The sequence below is a fragment of the Psychrobacter sp. I-STPA6b genome, assembly GCF_020662265.1.
Taxonomy (GTDB): domain Bacteria; phylum Pseudomonadota; class Gammaproteobacteria; order Pseudomonadales; family Moraxellaceae; genus Psychrobacter.
In genome coordinates, this window is record NZ_VEWM01000070.1 from 108,847 (window position 1) to 126,966 (window position 18,120).

Below are 18,120 nucleotides of genomic sequence, written 5' to 3' on the forward strand. Positions count from 1 at the left end.
AGCAGATTATTAAAACGAATATTTATCCAAAATAGGAAGGTCACCATAATAGCTCCTTCCGCATCATATTAGAGGTGTGATTATGCGAATGACTCCTACTGCCCTACTTATCCTATCATTAGTCGCTGGTAGTTTATCTGGATGCAAGCCACCCACCAATGACCCTAATGTCCTATATTCAGAAGATCATGAAAATCCCCTCAAACAGCTAGAAACTGATAAAGACATTGAGCATCATCAGTTTGATTATCAGCAGGCATTTTATGTGCCTATTTATTCTGATATTTATGTTGATGAAGATAATCCCAAAGTATTGCTATCAGCGACTTTGAGCATTCGTAATACCAGTCTACATGACAGCTTATATATTACAAAAATTGACTACTATAATACCAAAGGTGATTTTGTGCGCTCTTATTTGGATAAGTCCATTGAGCTACCACCAATGGGAACGCTTAACTATATCGTTGAGAAATTGGATGATACAGGCGGTTCTGGTGCAAACTTTGTGGTCAATATTGACAGTCCCAACGCTGAGTTTACTCCAGTGATTGAAGCAATCATGATTGGCAATTATAGTAATAAGGGCTTTTCATTTAAAACTGATGCTGTGCCGATTTCACTATAACAATTTCATAATAAGTCAAAAAGGACTAAAATTAGATAGTAGATAATTTGATTGTCAAGCAAATGAGGTCAACACCATAGCGGTTTAGCGCCTCTTTGACTAACGATATATAAGCTATATATCACCTCAATAAGTAGTGACACAGCATATAATGATAAAAATAAAATAATAAGGATTAGTTATGATAAAACCTTTTAAACTGCTAACAATATTAGGTATCTCACTCCTTAGTCAGCTTGGCTGTGCGACAACACCAAGTGACACGACCAATAATGATGCTACATACCATCGTATGGCTGATATGCCTGTTGATAACGCTATGTTGTCATCTCCATCAACAGCCACTGTTATACATTTTGCATCAGGGGCAATCAGTCAAAACATAACAGGCAAGTTATTACCCCAACAAGACGCTCACTGGTATCAATTTTCTGCACAACAAGGGCAGTATGCCATTATCAACCTAACACAAACAATGGCTCAGGGTGCAACTGAGATTGCTAATGTTGCTGACTTACATTTTCCGGATGGAGGGCAAGATGGGAATAAGGGCGGTATCATTTATCAAGGCTGTTTACCACAAACTGGAAATTATCGCTTGCGTATAGCCCGCAATTTGATGGCAACTCATGGCGGTATTGCCAGCTATCACGCTGAGGTCATTGTATTGCCTCGCTATGCCAGTCAGTCACTATGTTCTGCTCATTCCTAAACAAATATGTAACGACACAAAACACCATTATAAAAGCTGTTTGTGATACACCTGTGCAATTTCTAACACCTCCACACATAGCTGTACGCTCACCCGATTGGATTTGTGTATCATCAAATGCTGTTTTAAGGTCTCACTAAGTGCAGAAGCCAGCTTTTGTTTTACCTGCTCATCACGCCCTGCCAGCAAACGTAACTGCACATAAACAAACCCTTGCGTTTGTTCATCATCTTCCACCCCAACTAAAAATGCTTCTATTGGTAAAATACGCGCCTTAATGTCATTGGGTTGCCGAAACTCACCGCTATCCCATAATGCTTGATTTAAAGCTCTTAATAACGTCTCAGGCTGTTTAATAACCACGTTTGCTGTGGCTTGAATGGTCAAATGTGGCATATTTTTATCCTATTATTTAGGGTATTTAGCAATTTAAGAAAAATATTGGCTTAAGGGGTATCTTGGGTAATTTGAGCAAAACTGGCTGACAAACTCTCTGCAAGCTGGTTTGGTGGCAGTTCAATCTCCAACCCACGCTTACCAGCACTGACAAATATCGTTGTTTGTGGCTGAGCCGAACTGTCAATCACTGTTTTAAGTCGTTTTTTTTGTCCCAGTGGACTCACGCCACCGAGTACATAACCCGTACTACGCTCGACCTTTTTCGGCTCTGCCATTTGTACCTTTTTACAGCCCAATGCCTTTGCCATTTTTTTAAGATTTAGCATTGTCGTCACAGGCAACACTGCCACTGCCAACTCACCTGACTCGTTTTCTACCACCAATGTTTTAAACACCTGCTCACCTGCGACATCCAGCTTCTCGGAAGCTTCAAGTCCATAGGATTCAGCACTGGCTTCATGTTCATATTCATGAAGTTGGTAATCTAATTTTAATTTTTTAGCAAGTTTCACAGCAGGGGTCATGGTAATATATGCTCCTTTTTATAATTAGTGACCGATAGATTTGACAATAATAGTAAATTACCATAACGTCATCTCTATTATGCTATAACACATAAGGATTAATAATCAAATGAACAAACCGAGCATTCAGTGGTTTCCAGGGCACATGAACAAAGCCCGTAATGAAATTAAAGAAATCATGCCCCAAATGGATGTGATTATCGAAGTGTTGGATGCTCGTATTCCTTATAGTAGCGATAACCCAATGGTAGCTCAGTTACGAGGGGATAAACCTGTCATTAAAATCCTTAATAAATCTGACCTTGCTGACCCACAGTTAACCCAGCAATGGCAAGATTATCTGGAGCAAGAAAACGGCGTAAAAACGCTGACTTGTGAACAAGACAAAAACGCACAAGCAAAACAAATCATTGAGCTTTGCAAAAAACTTGTCCCCAATAAAGTGGGTACAGGACGACAAATCAAAGCCATGATTATGGGTATTCCCAATGTTGGCAAATCTACTCTGATTAACAGTCTAGCAGGACGTAGTATTGCCAAGACAGGTGATGAACCTGCCGTCACTAAGTCGCAACAACTTATCAAAATTGATGACGACATCATGCTTTATGACACCCCCGGAATGCTGTGGCCAAAAGTAGAAAACCCTAACTCTGGCTATCGTTTGGCAAGCACAGGGGCAATTCGAGATACCGCCTTTAATTATGAAGACATCGCCAGTTATACCGCCGAATATCTATTACAAGCCTATCCAGAGCTATTACAAGCCCGTTATAAAATAGATGAGCTACCTAAAAATGACTGGGTGTTTTTGGAAATGGCAGGTAGAAATCGTGGTTGTATTCGCTCAGGCAATCAGGTCGATATGCAACGTATTTCTGAGATACTAATTAATGAGCTACGCAGTGGCACAATTGGACGTATTACGATGGAAACGCCTGAAATGCGAGAGCAAGAAGAGATTTTAGTCGCTGAAATACGGGCAAAAGCAGAAGCAAAAAAACAAGCCAAACTGGAAGAAAAACGGCAACGTAAATTGCGAGCAAGGAAGAATCGGAAGTAAAGAATAGAGCTTAAGCCATACTTGTACTCGCTCAATCCCAACCATGCTAAAATAGCCTGCCATATTCAAACAACTGTAAATACCATCAGCCACAAGGATTTTTCTTGCCAGCTACGCTTCCCAAAACCAAATCCAAAACTGATTGCCCACAGACCAATTTCTCTCAAAACAGCAAAGCCCTAGACAGCTTTGCTCCACATATTTTGGATTGGTTTGCTGATAATGGTCGTCATGACCTACCGTGGCAACAGCACAAAACCGATAATCCAAATCCCTATATCGTCTGGCTATCAGAAGTCATGCTTCAGCAAACGCAAGTCACTACTGTTATCCCTTATTTTCAGCGATTTATTAGCTCATTTCCTACGGTGCAAGACTTGGCAAATGCCGATTGGGAGATGGTTGCTGAGCATTGGGCGGGGCTTGGCTACTACGCCAGAGCCAGAAACCTGCACAAAGGGGCAAAGCAGTTGGTTGAGATTATCAATAAGACTGGCAACTTTCCACAAACCGTCGATGATTGGGAGAACATCTCAGGGGTAGGACGCTCAACGGCAGGGGCAATTGTGGCGATGGGCTTGCATGGCTACGGGGTGATTTGTGATGGCAACGTCAAGCGAGTATTGACACGTTGGGCAGGCATTGATGGTGACATTACTAAATCGGCAACCAATAAACAATTATGGGCTTTGGCTGAGCGCCTAACCCCTGCTGGACAAAGTGGCGAGTTTGCCCAAGCGATGATGGATATGGGGGCAACTTTATGCACTCGTAACAAGCCAGCTTGCTTATTATGTCCACTACAAAATGATTGTATCGCCCATCAACAAGGGTGCGAGACGGCATATCCTGTCAAAGCTAAAAAACAGCCCAAGCCAAGCAAATATAGTCATGTTTTATTATTAAGCAATCCACAAGGGCAGATGTTGTGGCTACAGCGTCCTGAATCTGGGATTTGGGGTGGGCTATGGAGTTTGCCTTTGCATTTTCTAAAAAAAGAGAGCGTACAAAAAACACAAGGTAAAAAGGTATTAGCCACAGCTAATGATGATAAGACTTATGAGGCAGAGTTTACCGTTGCTGAACAAATTATTGATGCCTATTTAGAGAAACATTTAAATAAAAACTTAAATAAGAGTCTCAGCGATATAACTACCCATAAACAACCATTTGATAAAGATACTATCAAACACACTTTGACTCATTTTCATTGGTATTTAATGCCCATCACCATCACTTTAGATGAGACACAAACTGATGAATTATCCAAGCAGTTAGCAAAGGCAGATATTGTATTTATATGGTGCGATGATAGCCATGCCAAATCTTTGGGACTGCCCAAAGCGATGCTCAAAGTCTTGGCAACTTTATAACTATTCAGAACTACCATCACACTGTTAATGTATTAAGGTAATGTATTAAGGCTCTCAGCTTAGCTATTATGAATGATTACTTATCCAGTTTTGCATTAGCTCAATCTCAGCTTGTTGGGCTTTAATGATATCTTCTGCCAATTTTCGCATGGCATCATCTTTACCATATTTTAGCTCTACCTCTGCCATCGCTACTGCTCCCTCATGATGCGGTAGCATGCCTTTAGCAAAAGCCATATCAGGGTCAGGCTCACTAATACCTGCCATCATATCGCCATGCATTGCCTGCATACTGTTATGGTAAGCCTGTTGCATCGCTTCGGTGTTGTCTTGTTTATCTGTATCAGGATGCTCCGCTATCCAGTTTTGCATCTGCTCGATTTCAGCTTGTTGGGCTTTAATGATGTCTTCTGCCAATTTTCGCATGGTCGCATCTTTACCATATTTTAGCTGTACTTCTGCCATTGCTACTGCCCCTTGATGATGCGGAAGCATCCCCTTAGCGAAAGCCACGTCAGGGTCATTTGCCATCATGCCTGCCATCATATCGTCGTGCATTTTTGCCATGCCCTGTAGATAGGCTTGCTGTACTTCATTATCAGCATTGACTACCATTTGCGACATATCATGATGGTTATGATGGTCATGAGCATGCTCATCTGTATTCACCTCACTATTTTGCACTGGAGCATCTGGCGTTTCCACCGCTTGAGACTGTTCAGTATTTGTTGCCGTGTCTGTTGTTGTATTACTTGGCTGACAAGCACTCAAAAATAAAACTGAGCCACATAAGCAAGTGAGCAATAGATGGTTTTTTTTATATAACATGATAAACTCCTAAATAACTATCAAAGCAATTATCAAGAGAAACTATCAAATGTAACTGTTGATTTTTACTTCTGTTGCTGTAAATGACAAGTATGGATGCACAGCATACACCCTATAGGTTACGCTATTTTATTGGATTTGCAGGCATTATATAACCAATTTTCTAAGTGTATAAATAAGTAGCCTATTTTATAGATATTTTATCGAGAAATGATTATGACCACGAAAAACTCCTCCATTTATTTATTTTGTCTTTTGTTGCTTTCAGGTTGTGCAGCGCACCAACCTATCAAACAAACAACAATTACTCATCACTACCCTCAGCAAAGACAAAGTCAATCTCATCAACATAGTACATCGGCTCACCAACCAGCTCAAACTCATACACCTGTTATCATTCAGCAAACGACTACCATTACTCCAATAACAAAACCACAGACTCCTTCCACCCAAACTCAAGCGTCTCAAGTCCAAGCTCCAACCAACCACAATTATGGCAACTTTGCAGACTGGAAGGCTGACTTTTCCAGACGTGCAATTAATGCAGGCTATAACCGTTATGCAGTACAACAGCTTATCAATTCAGCTCAGCTTAATCAGCAAGTACTTTCATTAGACTCAGGTCAGCCTGAATTTGCCAAAATGCCTTGGGAGTATGTGGATTCAGCAGTCTCAGGAGGACGTGTTAATAGAGGAAAAAATAAATTTGCGGAACAACGTAGTTTACTCTCACGTTTAGAAACTCAATATGGTGTTAATGCAGATATCATTGCTGGTATCTGGGGTATGGAATCTTCTTATGGGGCTGTCACTGGTAATAGCGATCTACCCAGCGCTTTATCTAGCCTTGCCTATGATGGCAGAAGAAGAAGCTTTGCTGAGTCACAGCTATTAGCCATGTTACAGTTAATTCAGCGTGGTGATATCTCACCTTATGATCTCAAGGGTTCGTGGGCTGGGGGTATGGGGCAAACTCAGTTTATTCCTGCCACATGGCTAGAGCAAGGCGTTGATGGTGATGGCGATGGTCATCGTAACCCATGGTCAACTGCTGATGCACTGTCATCTACTGCAAACTACCTACGCAATTCTGGCTGGGTACGTGGCTTAGAGCCCTTTTATGAAGTACAGTTACCAAGCAATTTTGATTATACTTTAATTGGTACTAAGATGCCGTTTTCACAATGGCGTAATCTTGGTGTTATTCCTCTCACCAGTACCTATATGGATGCTAATACACCCTTAGAGCTGTGGCTACCTGCTGGTCAAGATGGTCCAGCCCTACTACTTAGCAAAAACTTTGATGTTATTAAAGTTTATAACAATTCATCAAATTACGCATTAGGTGTTAGTTTATTAGCCAAAGCCATCTCTGGACAGGGTGGCTTACAAAAAGCATGGCCACGATATGAACAGCCACTTTCGACATATCAAGTTAAGACATTGCAACAGCGCCTGACCAATGCTGGGTATGATACACGAGGTGTAGATGGTATTATCGGTACCAATACACGCAAAGCATTTGCCCGCTGGCAGGCCAATAATGGACAAATCCCTGATGGCTTTATTTCTAAACGTAGTGCTGGTTCATTGATTTGGTAAAACGGTATTTATCTACTGATAAACCATATTGATATCAATGATTTATGTATTTAGGGTATAATAAATTTCTGTTACAGATTCTTATTATACCTTACAAAAACCTTATAATAACATTAACAAATTCTTAAACTTATTGTGTTATTTTAATAATATTACTTTTTATTTAATCAGATGCTATATCCTCTTCAATATTGATATTCAAATAAAATAACAATGTATAGCAATTATTCTAACTTTATCTTTATCATCCAAATTTATATAGCCCTGCTTTAGAAAATCAATCAATGATTTCATCATTTTAATACTATAAACATGAAACCAAATATGACACTATAGGAGGATTTTATGAACTTTATTCACCAGTTTGGACTGACATTTATGGCATTTTTTGCCATTATGAACCCTATATCCAGTTTACCTGTTTATATCAGCCTCACTGCTGATGATGATCCTAAAACAGCCAAAGCCATTGCCAGAAAAGGGCTGATTTTAGCATTTTGCATTACTGCTATTTTCGCCTTAGGTGGACAATATATTTTCTCCATGTTTGGCATTACCTTACCAGCACTTCGACTGGCAGGTGGCTCATTAGTATTTTTAATTGGCTTTCACATGTTGCAAGGTCAAAGCTCTCCCACACATCGTATTACCTCAGACCATGACAACTCGACTCAATCAAATGCGAATAACCCTAATAATACAAATCAACAAATCACCGACCCTGATAAATTAAATGTTGCCATTTCACCATTAGCGACGCCTCTATTAGCAGGTCCGGGAACAATTGCCACAGCAATGAGCTTAACGGCACACCACACCATGACAGATATGATGATCACCATCTCAGCATTTGGTGTACTATGTGTTATTACCTATGTACTGTTTTTATATAGCAAAACCATTGTTAAACTCATTGGTGACAATGCTATGAATGTCATGACGCGAATGATGGGACTTATCTTGGCAGTCATTGGCGCACAGATGCTCATTTCAGGATTACAAGGCGCTTTTAAAGTGCTGGCTTAAAATTCACCAGCGACTTAGCTTAGTTTATTAGTTTAATCATTACCAATAATAAAAGCTGGCTTATGTGGTTGCTTGACGTAAGCGCATTAAGCCTTCTTGTTGCACAGTGGCAACCAATTTACCATCTTGCCAAAACTGTCCATGATTCAATCCCTTAGCATGTGATGTGGTATCACACCACATGTCATAAAGTAGCCACTGATTAAGGTCAAAGGGACGATGAAAATGCATCGAATGGTCAATACTGGCAGCTTGTAGCCCCTTGGTCATAAAGCTAATACCATGAGGCATCAGTCCTGTACCCACCAAGTAAAAGTCTGAGGAAAATGCCAGCAAGGCTTGCTGTATTGCCGTTGGTTGCTCTCCTAGCTCATGTATGCGTAGCCAGTTTGCTTGTCTGGGGCGCATAGGCTTGGGATTAATAGGGTTACGAGGTTTAACAGGTTTTATTTCAACATGGCGATGGCGCATAAAACGTGCTTTTAGTGCATCGGGGATATCCCCCACAAAAGCTTCTTTTAGACGTTGCTCTGTTAACAAGTCTTCTGGTGGTGGATAAGCTGGCATCTCCTCTTGATAATCTAACCCTCCCTCCATGGGAGAAAAAGAGGCAATCATAGAAAAAATCACCTGCTCAATCAGCTCTCCTGTTTGAGACTCCTTATATTGCACAGCAATAACTTCTCGAGCAGATAGGCTACGCCCATCACGCAAACGTCGTACTTGATAGATAACAGGATGATTGATATTGCCACTACGCAGAAAATAACCATGAAATGAGTGGCAAGGCTTATCTTCATTTAATGTCTTGGCAGCAGCCATCATTGCTTGTGCTAGTACTTGTCCACCAAAAATACGCTTTCCCACATAGTCATAACTTTGCCCTTCAAAAACATCTTCTTCAATCTGAGTAATATTTAGTGTGTTTAGCAGTTGCTCTACCAATGCGGCATAATGAGGAGTATGTTGGTTCTCAAATGACATTTGTGACATAGATGATTACTCTCTAACTAAAATTAGCAAATGAGGTGGTCATAGTTCATAAAAGGTATGGTCAAAATCATATGGCTGCTACCTTAACAGCTTTTCAATAAATTCGCCCTGACTGTTTAGTTTTATTTAATTTTTCGCAATAAATAGACAGTATTTTACCTGATAAACGGTATCATATGGATAGAAAACTGAGCGTACAAACGTATCACTTTATCTAAAATTATGGCATCATAGACACATCTTTTTTACTATAGTTTGACGATTACTCATGCTTACTAAGATTTTAAAAAATAGTCTCCGTAAACCCTTAAACGCCCTAGTTGGCTCACAAAAAAAACGACATACATCCCAAGACAGACCATCGGTGATTCCAGCATCTGGACGCTCTGTCAATCAGCTGTATCGCAAACTATCTGGACAAGCATTAAGCGTAGCAGTAAAACCAAAAGTTTTTGGTGAGCTACCTGAGATCAACCAAGATACACCAGCATTAACTTTTTATGTATTACAAGAATACTCTCGTTCAAACAGTATCCTAATTGATTTACAGACACATGAACATCGCTTACCTCCTGCCTTGGTGGCAGTAAAAGATGAGGCGCATCATATTCACGAAAATGCTGCCATCATATTTTTACATCATCCACATGCGACCGAGTCTCAAATATCTCCAAGACTACATCGTTTAGTCACCGCCTGTCTACAATACCCAGAGCTAGAGATTAATATTGTTCCTGTTTCTATTTTATGGGGACGTGCGCCAGAAAAAGAAGACTCCTTATTCAAACTATTAATGGCAGATAACTGGGAAGACCCTAGTATTACCAAACAACTATTTAACATTGGGGTGATGGGTCGAGATACCTTTGTACAATTTCATCCTGCACAATCCCTGTGCCAACTAATTCAAACCATACATAGTGCAGAGTGTACGGATAATGCGGCTATGCCTTCCACAAGCAAGGCTTTAATAACAGCCCCACAAGCCAATCTGGAACTCACTCGACTTGTACAGCAAAATCTCCGACACTACTTAGATAAACAACGTGCAACCATGCTTGGTCCAGACTTATCTGATAGACGCAATCTGGTCGATAAGCTTATTTATTCACCAGCCATTAAGCATGCTTGTGAGCAAGAAGCAGAAAGAGAGAATATCAATCTACGAGATGCTCGCCGCATTGCTCGCGGCTATGCTGATGAGATTGTGAATGATTACTCATATCCTATCATTCGTTTTTTTGATCGCTTTTTAACATGGTTGTGGACACAGCTTTATGATGGTGTTGAAGTGCATCACTTTGAGCGAGTTCGAGAGCTGGCGACAGATCATGAGATTATCTATGTGCCTTGCCATCGTAGTCATGTGGACTATTTGCTACTATCCTACGTCATTTATAAGCGAGGGTTAAGCATACCTTATGTGGCAGCTGGCAATAATTTAGACGTACCAGTTTTAGGACCTCTATTACGTGGTGCCGTGGCATTTTATATTCGCCGTAGTTTTCGAGGTAATGCCTTATACACAGCGGTACTACGTGAATATTTACACACACTAATTACCCGTAACACACCCATTGAATACTTCATTGAGGGTGGTCGCTCACGCTCTGGGCGCTTACTACCCCCTAAAATGGGAATGCTGGCAATGACGGTACATAGTCAGTTACGTCATAGCAATAAGCCAGTGGTCTTTATTCCAACTTATATTGGCTATGAACGTATCATGGAAGGTGGTACTTATATTGGTGAACTTAAAGGCAAACCAAAAGAGTCTGAATCTATCATGAGTTTGCTAAAGGTCAGCCGTAAGATTGAACGCATTTTTGGGCACGTACATTTAAGCTTTGGTACTCCCCTGCATCTTAGCGAATTTATGCGAAAATTTGATGTGCCTGCCGATAGCTTGCCTGCTGATAGGACCGACACGCCATTAGAGAACAATGCAACTGCAATGATTGACAATATCGGTGTCAAAATCATGCAGCACATTAATAAGGCAGCTGTGGTTAATCCTGTTTCTCTGTTATCTTTGGTACTTTTATCTGCTCCTAAAGCAGCCTTAGATGAAGATATCTGCCGTGAGCAAATCGCCCTATATCAACGACTTGCCAAAGAACTACCCTATGATAGCGATACCACGGTAACAGATAAGTCACCGCAAGCTATCATTGACTATGGTATCAAGCTAAAACTGATAGAACGAACCCCACATATCCTCGGTGATATCATTCAAATTACAGATAAACAAGCACCATTACTCAGCTATTTCCGCAATAATATTCTGCATGTTTTTATCTTGCTGTCTTTCTTAGCTGCATTGGTTGCCAGAAATAACCGTATTGAGCGCAAACGCTTAGATACTATCGTTGTACAGCTTTATCCATTTTTACAAAGTGAGCTGTTCTTATACTATCCTGCCCGTAACCTAACAGAAATTGTCCACCAAAAAATTGATAATCTGATTGAACATGGACTAATTATCGACCTTGGTAATGATATGCTTGGTGTACCTGAGATTAATAGCAAACCTTACCAGCAACTTGCTGTATTAGCCACGCCCATTGAGCAAAGCCTTGAGCGTTACTTTATGACTCTTGCACTATTAGCACAACAAGGCTCAGGTAACTTGACTGCACAACAAGTGGTTGATTTAGGGCATCTATTAGGTCAACGCTTGTCTGTACTCTATGCTGATGGTATTCCAGACTTTTTTGATCCTGCATTATTTACCAGCTTTGTTAATGCACTTATCCGTCTGGATTATCTACAAAAAGAAGAAGAAACAGGTCTACTAAGATTTGACCATCGTATTCAAGATATTGCCCGTCATGCTCGCTATGTACTCAGTCCCAGTATGATGCAAATCTTGGAGCAAGTCGCCAGCTTAACGGATGATGAAATTGAACATGCCATCACTGAAATTAACAATAAGAAACAACGTAAATTTAGCTTAAAACGCTAAAGTTTCCGTTTCTATAAAGGCTTTAATGAGGTAAAAATATGTGCAATGCTTGTGGAATGAACCACTTTGACGATGATGACATTGATTATGATGATGAAGAATTGATGGCAAGTTTAGGAATAGATGACTCAAACAGTGCATCTAAATTAGCTACTGTATCTACAAACTCTAACCAAAGCAGTCCAAATACAGCATCAATTTTTGTGGCTGTTAATAATGTGAGCACTTATAAAAGTGGTGTGTCATTAACTGAATAAAAAATTAACTTCATAAAAATTTGACTGGGCAAAATAAGTTAGAGTAAATATTATGCAGTTTTTTTTAAGCACCAAAAGCCTGAATAACAAAGCCATTTTGACATCTTTGCTAATGGCTAGCCATGCCCTTATGCCCAGTCAAGCTACTGCTACTGACAATCATCTTCCTTTAATTCCCAGTCACATCCTTCAATCAACAGAAGAAGATTTTCAACAAGATGCAGATATTATCAGACTGCAACATTTAAAATACTGGGTAACGCAAATAGAAGATTATCAACAAAAAACAGGGCATTATCCATTCCAAGGTCAAGCAGATGTTCCCATTTACGTTTTTGTTGCCACGCCACAACAACAAAAATATATTACCCAAGCACCTCCACCACCTGCCAAAACTTACTCAATGAAAAACTTTGTCGATACATTAGAGGCAGGATTAGGTCATCAGATTGATGAGTTTTATGACCCTCAATATGCACCCGATGTAAAACCCAATTTTTATATGTATATGGTCGATGGTGATAACTACTATTTTGCGGTGCATACCCATCAACAATATCCATTTAGCAAAATCATTGGTCGCAATTATAATAAAATAGAAGTATCTAATATCTATAATAACAGTGCTAATTTGGTTCTACTCTCTAATCAATTATTCCCGTCACCATCTTTTAATCAAGCAGTAACAATGCCCATCAAAAAGGAAGGATTTTTTAGACAACGTGAAAATAAAACCTTGCATATCAGTCAAGAAAGTAACCAGTAGCACTTTTTATTTCTTCTACTTATCCAATCGCCAATAGCCCTTAATCTGATTGTTTTTTAATTGCATTTCTCTATGGAAATTTGCTACCATCTAGACTGATGATGTAATAGTTTTGTATTGAGCCAACTATATATGCACTCAACTATAGATAAGCAACCTTATCTAAGACTTTTTTAACCTGACCCCTCCCTGTCGTCATGTTTACGACAGTTAATTATGAATGAGAAAACTTTTGATGATAACCAATTTACTGGCGATTCAAATTCTTTAACCTCCAAAATCAAACCTTCCTTACAACCTGCTAAAACGCCAATTTTTGACTTTGATAAGCAAAATCCTTGTCAAAATAACCACTGGCTAAACCCTGCCATTGCTGAATATCAATCCTTATCTGATAGTGAAAAACTCACCTTCCAGCAAGCCTATCAAGACTTTAAACACCCCTTTATTGCCGATTATCGACTCGCTAAGCACTACCCTGAGCGTCATAAACGCATACAACAAAACCCCACCAATCTCACCAATCCTTATTGGCAGTGGGTCGTTCGACATGAATTACCAGCATGCGACATTCGTCAGTTAATCCATGACGACACCTTAACTAACCGTGATACACCATTTGATAAAAGAGTGCCACTGTGGTGCTTTGAGCGTATGGGGCAAACTCATACCACGTTACCAGATGGGCGAATTATCTTTATTGGTGGCGAGTTTGATGACAGCTATGACCCTGATTTTTGTATTTATAATGATGTGGTGGTCAAATATCCTGATGGTAATATCGAAATTTATGGTTATCCAAAATCCATATTTCCGCCCACTGACTTTCACAGTGCCACACTGGTTGGTGATGAGATTATTATTATCGGTTCGCTCGGTTATCCTGAAGACAGACGTTTTCAAACGACGCCTGTTTATGCGTTAAATATCCATAGTTATACCATCAGAGTGGTTGAAACACATAACAATATCTATCCCATAGCATGGATAAATAAACACACCGCTACCTTAAAAGACAAACAAATCATTATTAGCGGTGGACGGCGACTTGGTGAGGATACGCCATTGCTGGAAAATATTGATACATGGGCATTGAATTTATCCACCTTAAAATGGAAAAACCTAAGTCAACGACAACCTCAACGTGCTTCTCAAACACCAGTCAATAGACAGTGGCAACAGTTTTATGTGATACGAAAAGACCAGCAATTTTTGCATATTGATGAGATAAAAAATTTGCTTGATTTAGAGGAACAATTAGCCAAAATAGACAATGACACCTCAACTGAATATCAGCAAATAAACACTGAATATCAATCGACTGTTCAACAACTCACTGAAGCGTTGGGCGGAAAGCCTGATTTGCATAGCTATCAAAGTTTATGTATTCCACCAATTCACCATGACATCATCAGCCATGATTATGAGGATTTACATGCCGATGCAGTGGTAGAGATTGATGGTGTACGCATTCGTTATCAGTGTGAATACGATAATATCCAAGTGGTTATAGAGGGGCAATTAGCAGAGGATATTGTCGAGTTACTACAAGAGAACTTACGCCATAAACTGACAAAAATCGAAAAAATGGCGTGTGAGGTGGTAGAAGTAGTGTAAAACTTTACTCTTCCCCTAGCCCTCTGTTTTTAGGGACTTCTACTTAAAAAAACCCAACCACCTGTTGAGCTGTGTATAGGGAACAGACAGGTGGTTGGGTTGTTTTATATTGATGATATATTTTATAAGTGGACAATTTACACTTGTATTGCATCCATAACTCAATAATTATGAATTAATAATAGCTAAAGCTCTTTCATTCTCAGGCTCTAACTCCAAAAGTTTGCTGGCATAGTACTTCTTTTGTTCTTCAGTCAATACAATTTCAGGTGGACCACCAAAATCTAATATAGCACGCAGGGTATTAGTATTATTACTATCCAACATATGTGCTTTGATTAAATAATATAGAGACAGTTGTTGAGACCCATCAATATAATGATAAAAAAACTGGTACAGAAATGAAATCATCTCAAACCAAAAAGATATATTTCTTTTATATGCGACTTCAACTATCAAACCTAAAGCAAATAGCCCACAGTCATCTTTTAAATCAAAAAATAATTTTTTTACTGATTCTTCATCATTCTCAAGGCTTATAAGTACTCTAAATATACTTTCATATTCATTATTTAGAAATATTTCTCTATGGTTCATAAGAGATCCTAATTTTTAACCCAACCTATACTAATGAAATAATTTCCACTACTATCAATAAAGCAGGGTATCTCAACAGCTTTGGTTACACCATTATGAATTAATAATAGCTAATGCTTTTTCATTCTCAGGCTCTAATTCCAAGAGTTTGGTAGCATAGTGCTTCTTTTGCTCTTCAGTTAATATATAATCTGGTGCTTCACCAAAGCTTAGGATGCCATTGATCAAAGAAATATCCCTAGGCTCTAACTCATGAGCTTTGTTGTAATAATATAAGGCAGAGAAAGTGGCACCCTCTAAGTGAGTTAAAAATGCTGTACATAATACTCCTAATTTAATATACCAAAAAGCAGTATTTTCTTTCTTCGCAATTTCTTCTAAAAGAGTTAATAAGTATATACCATAATCCTCAAAGTTGTTCATCATGAATGCAGTTACACCATCTTCATCTAACGCCATAATGTAATCTAATATCTCATTATGCGGTGAAAACCGTGATAATTTATATTCTTCCATTTTAATTTTGCCTTTGATATGAATCTTTTACTCAGCATAATACCTAAGTGGTAATAGAAGGGCAATTAGCAAAGGATATTGTCGAGTTACTACAAGAAAACTTGCGTCATAAACTGACAAAAATCGAGAAAATGGCGTGTGAGGTGGTGGAAGTAGTGTAAAACTTTACCCTTCCCCTAGCCCTCTGTTTTTAGGGACTTCTACTTAAAAAAACCCAACCACCTGTTGATCTGTGTATAGGGAACAGACAGGTGGTTGGGTTGTTTTATATTGATGATATATTTTATAAGTGGACAATTTACACTTGTATTGCATCCATAACTCAATAATTATGAATTAATAATAGCTAATGCTTTTTCATTCTCAGGCTCTAATTCCAAGAGTTTGCTGGCATAGTGCTTCTTTTGCTCTTCAGTTAATATATAATCTGGTGCTTCACCAAACCATAGGATGCCATTAAGCAAAGAAACATCTCTAGGCTCTAACTCATGAGCTTTGTTGTAATAATACAAAGCAGAGTGATTAGCACCATCTATATAACATAAATTCGCCGTACACAGTGCCCCTAACTGAATGTACCAAAAAGAGGTATTTTCTTTCTTTGCAATCTCCTCTAAGAGGGTAAGCATATATAAGCCATAATCTTCAGTATTTTGTAGTATAAATGATACTACCCTGTCATTATCTAACGACCTCATATAGTCTATTATTTCATTAGAGGGCGAAAACCGTGATAATTTATATTCTTCCATTTTAATTTTGCCTTTGATATGAATCTTTTACTCAGCATAATACCTAAGTGGTAATAGAAGGGCAATTAGCAAAGGATATTGTCGAGTTACTACAAGAAAACTTACGCCATAAACTGACAAAAATCGAAAAAATGGCGTGTGAGGTGGTGGAAGTAGCGTAAAAGCTAAGCTAAATTGTGCAAAATTTAAGTGTTGTAAAATAGCCATTATTTTGCAACACTATTTTTTTATCATCAAGACTTACAAACCATGCAACTAATCATTTTTATTGGTATTCAAGGGGCGGGTAAATCGACCTTTTTTAAACAGCAGTTTAGTGATACGCATATGCGTATTAATGGTGATATGCTAAAAACTCGTCGTCGTGAGCAGATTTTATTTGAAGCGTGTTTAACCAGCAAAACCAAAACCGTCATTGATAAAACCAATGCCACCCCAAACCATCGCCAACCTTATATTAGCCAAGCGATTGCTCATCATTTTGAAATCATTGCTTATTATTTTGATTGCCCGTTTGATGAAGCATTGGCTCGTAATAATGCACGCACTGGCAAAGCAAAAATCCCTGAGGTTGGGGTAAAAGGCACATTTAAAAAACTAACCCCACCCAGCTTTGAGGAAGGCTTTGATAAAATTTATCAGGTACAATTAATTGATAATGAGTTTATTATTAATGCCGTTAATCCACAATCAACTGAAAATGTTACTGAGCAATAATGAGAAATAACCATGCGCTTTGAAGAGTTAGATAAAAAACTACGAGTTTATGAAACCGCTTATGATTTGTGTATTCCTCCAGAGGTGTATTTAGTTGTTCGCCTTGATGGGCGCGGTTTTACCAAAAAAACCAAAGAGACTTGGCAACTGCAAGCCCCATTTGATATTCGCTTTCATGAGGTGATGGTAAAAACCTGCCATCATTTGATGAATTGTGGCTTTAATGTCATTTATGCTTATACTCAAAGTGATGAAATTTCGTTGCTATTTCACCCTGACGAGGACACCTTTAAACGCAAGCAACGCAAAATCAATTCGGTATTGGCAGGTGAAGCCAGTGGCTTTTTTAGTTTGACCTTAGGCGATTTGGCATGCTTTGATGCCCGAGTGTGCCAACTGCCCAATAAAGAGCTGGTCAAAGATTATTTTTGTTGGCGACAAGAGGACGCTCATCGCAACAGCTTAAACGCCCATTGCTATTGGCTATTACGTCATCAAGGGGTCAATGCAACTGAGGCAACCAAGCAGATGGCAGGCAAACCTTTAGCCAATAAACACGAGTTGTTATTTGCCAATCAGATAAATTTTAATGATTTGCCTAATTGGCAAAAACGAGGCACAGGATTGTATTGGGCAGAGGTAGAAAAACAAGGCTTTAACCCAATGACTAAGCAACCTACCACCACCACTCGCCGAGAAATTGTTGCCGATGAGCAGTTATTATTGGGTGAGGATTATGGGCAGTTTATTTTGGGGTTATTAGAAAATAATTAGGAAAAATTTAA

The 18,120-nt window shown here is 39.1% G+C and carries 19 protein-coding genes; 12 read left to right on the top strand and 7 right to left on the bottom strand.

What is annotated here, in order from left to right; translation table 11 throughout:
• Positions 1-82: 82 nt before the first annotated feature.
• Together FHK88_RS08255 and FHK88_RS08260 are read left to right on the top strand one after the other, a co-directional pair.
• Positions 83-628, top strand: a complete 546-nt coding sequence (locus FHK88_RS08255; protein ID WP_227430263.1) for a DUF3124 domain-containing protein — start codon at positions 83-85, stop codon at positions 626-628.
• 181 nt (positions 629-809) lie between these two features.
• A complete protein-coding gene (locus tag FHK88_RS08260) occupies positions 810-1,340 on the top strand; it encodes a hypothetical protein (RefSeq protein WP_227430264.1) in 531 nt (176 codons plus the stop codon).
• Between the two features lie 27 nt (positions 1,341-1,367).
• Here the strand turns inward: FHK88_RS08260 and FHK88_RS08265 are convergent, their stop codons facing one another.
• A complete protein-coding gene (locus FHK88_RS08265) occupies positions 1,368-1,736 on the bottom strand; it encodes a 5-carboxymethyl-2-hydroxymuconate Delta-isomerase (RefSeq protein ID WP_227430265.1) in 369 nt (122 codons plus the stop codon).
• Positions 1,737-1,786: 50 nt separating this feature from the next.
• The gene (gene ybaK, locus FHK88_RS08270) at positions 1,787-2,263 is read right to left on the bottom strand and encodes a Cys-tRNA(Pro) deacylase (protein ID WP_227430266.1); all 477 of its coding nucleotides are present in this window, start codon (positions 2,261-2,263) and stop codon (positions 1,787-1,789) included.
• A gap of 109 nt (positions 2,264-2,372) precedes the next feature.
• Here ybaK and ylqF point away from each other — a divergent pair, with 109 nt between their 5' ends.
• Positions 2,373-3,326 (top strand): ribosome biogenesis GTPase YlqF, encoded by a 954-nt coding sequence (gene ylqF, locus FHK88_RS08275; RefSeq protein ID WP_227430267.1) that lies wholly within the window; start codon positions 2,373-2,375, stop codon positions 3,324-3,326.
• Positions 3,327-3,430: 104 nt separating this feature from the next.
• Positions 3,431-4,699 (top strand): A/G-specific adenine glycosylase, encoded by a 1,269-nt coding sequence (gene mutY / locus FHK88_RS08280; protein ID WP_264480644.1) that lies wholly within the window; start codon positions 3,431-3,433, stop codon positions 4,697-4,699.
• Positions 4,700-4,765: 66 nt separating this feature from the next.
• Here mutY and FHK88_RS08285 read toward each other — a convergent pair whose 3' ends face one another.
• Entirely contained in the window at positions 4,766-5,527 is a 762-nt protein-coding gene (locus FHK88_RS08285; protein ID WP_227430268.1) for a DUF305 domain-containing protein, read from the bottom strand.
• Positions 5,528-5,743: 216 nt separating this feature from the next.
• Between FHK88_RS08285 and FHK88_RS08290 the strand changes: the two genes are divergently transcribed.
• Positions 5,744-7,129 carry a lytic murein transglycosylase gene (locus FHK88_RS08290; RefSeq protein WP_264480645.1) on the top strand — a complete coding sequence of 462 codons (1,386 nt, stop codon included), beginning with the start codon at positions 5,744-5,746 and terminating at the stop codon, positions 7,127-7,129.
• 345 nt (positions 7,130-7,474) lie between these two features.
• Positions 7,475-8,155 carry a MarC family protein gene (locus FHK88_RS08295; RefSeq protein WP_227430269.1) on the top strand — a complete coding sequence of 227 codons (681 nt, stop codon included), beginning with the start codon at positions 7,475-7,477 and terminating at the stop codon, positions 8,153-8,155.
• Between the two features lie 60 nt (positions 8,156-8,215).
• On the opposite strand, the gene FHK88_RS08300 is transcribed toward FHK88_RS08295, so the two are convergent.
• On the bottom strand, positions 8,216-9,148 hold the full coding sequence (locus FHK88_RS08300; protein WP_227430270.1) for an acyl-CoA thioesterase: 933 nt from the start codon (positions 9,146-9,148) through the stop codon (positions 8,216-8,218).
• A gap of 268 nt (positions 9,149-9,416) precedes the next feature.
• On the opposite strand from FHK88_RS08300, the gene plsB reads away from it, so the two are divergent.
• The 4 genes from plsB to FHK88_RS08320 all read left to right on the top strand — a co-directional run bounded on the left by plsB (position 9,417) and on the right by FHK88_RS08320 (position 14,753).
• Positions 9,417-12,113 carry a glycerol-3-phosphate 1-O-acyltransferase PlsB gene (plsB, locus tag FHK88_RS08305; protein WP_227430271.1) on the top strand — a complete coding sequence of 899 codons (2,697 nt, stop codon included), beginning with the start codon at positions 9,417-9,419 and terminating at the stop codon, positions 12,111-12,113.
• Positions 12,114-12,169: 56 nt separating this feature from the next.
• The gene (locus FHK88_RS08310) at positions 12,170-12,370 is read left to right on the top strand and encodes a hypothetical protein (RefSeq protein WP_227430272.1); all 201 of its coding nucleotides are present in this window, start codon (positions 12,170-12,172) and stop codon (positions 12,368-12,370) included.
• Positions 12,371-12,422: 52 nt separating this feature from the next.
• Complete coding sequence (locus FHK88_RS08315; RefSeq protein WP_227430273.1) at positions 12,423-13,136, top strand: hypothetical protein; 714 nt, start codon at positions 12,423-12,425, stop codon at positions 13,134-13,136.
• 216 nt (positions 13,137-13,352) lie between these two features.
• A complete protein-coding gene (locus tag FHK88_RS08320; RefSeq protein ID WP_227430274.1) occupies positions 13,353-14,753 on the top strand; it encodes a hypothetical protein in 1,401 nt (466 codons plus the stop codon).
• Positions 14,754-14,921: 168 nt separating this feature from the next.
• Here FHK88_RS08320 and FHK88_RS08325 read toward each other — a convergent pair whose 3' ends face one another.
• The 3 genes from FHK88_RS08325 to FHK88_RS08335 all read right to left on the bottom strand — a co-directional run bounded on the left by FHK88_RS08325 (position 14,922) and on the right by FHK88_RS08335 (position 16,618).
• Positions 14,922-15,350, bottom strand: coding sequence for a hypothetical protein (locus FHK88_RS08325; protein WP_227430275.1), 429 nt, complete (start codon positions 15,348-15,350; stop codon positions 14,922-14,924).
• A gap of 93 nt (positions 15,351-15,443) precedes the next feature.
• Complete coding sequence (locus FHK88_RS08330) at positions 15,444-15,866, bottom strand: hypothetical protein (RefSeq protein ID WP_227430276.1); 423 nt, start codon at positions 15,864-15,866, stop codon at positions 15,444-15,446.
• 329 nt (positions 15,867-16,195) lie between these two features.
• Positions 16,196-16,618 carry a hypothetical protein gene (locus tag FHK88_RS08335; protein ID WP_227430277.1) on the bottom strand — a complete coding sequence of 141 codons (423 nt, stop codon included), beginning with the start codon at positions 16,616-16,618 and terminating at the stop codon, positions 16,196-16,198.
• A 249-nt stretch (positions 16,619-16,867) separates the two neighbouring features.
• Here FHK88_RS08335 and FHK88_RS08340 point away from each other — a divergent pair, with 249 nt between their 5' ends.
• Both FHK88_RS08340 and FHK88_RS08345 read left to right on the top strand, forming a co-directional pair.
• Positions 16,868-17,335, top strand: coding sequence for an ATP-binding protein (locus tag FHK88_RS08340; protein WP_227430278.1), 468 nt, complete (start codon positions 16,868-16,870; stop codon positions 17,333-17,335).
• 12 nt (positions 17,336-17,347) lie between these two features.
• Positions 17,348-18,109: a tRNA(His) guanylyltransferase Thg1 family protein gene (locus FHK88_RS08345; protein WP_227430279.1), complete on the top strand. Its 762-nt coding sequence runs from the start codon at positions 17,348-17,350 to the stop codon at positions 18,107-18,109.
• Positions 18,110-18,120: the final 11 nt, after the last annotated feature.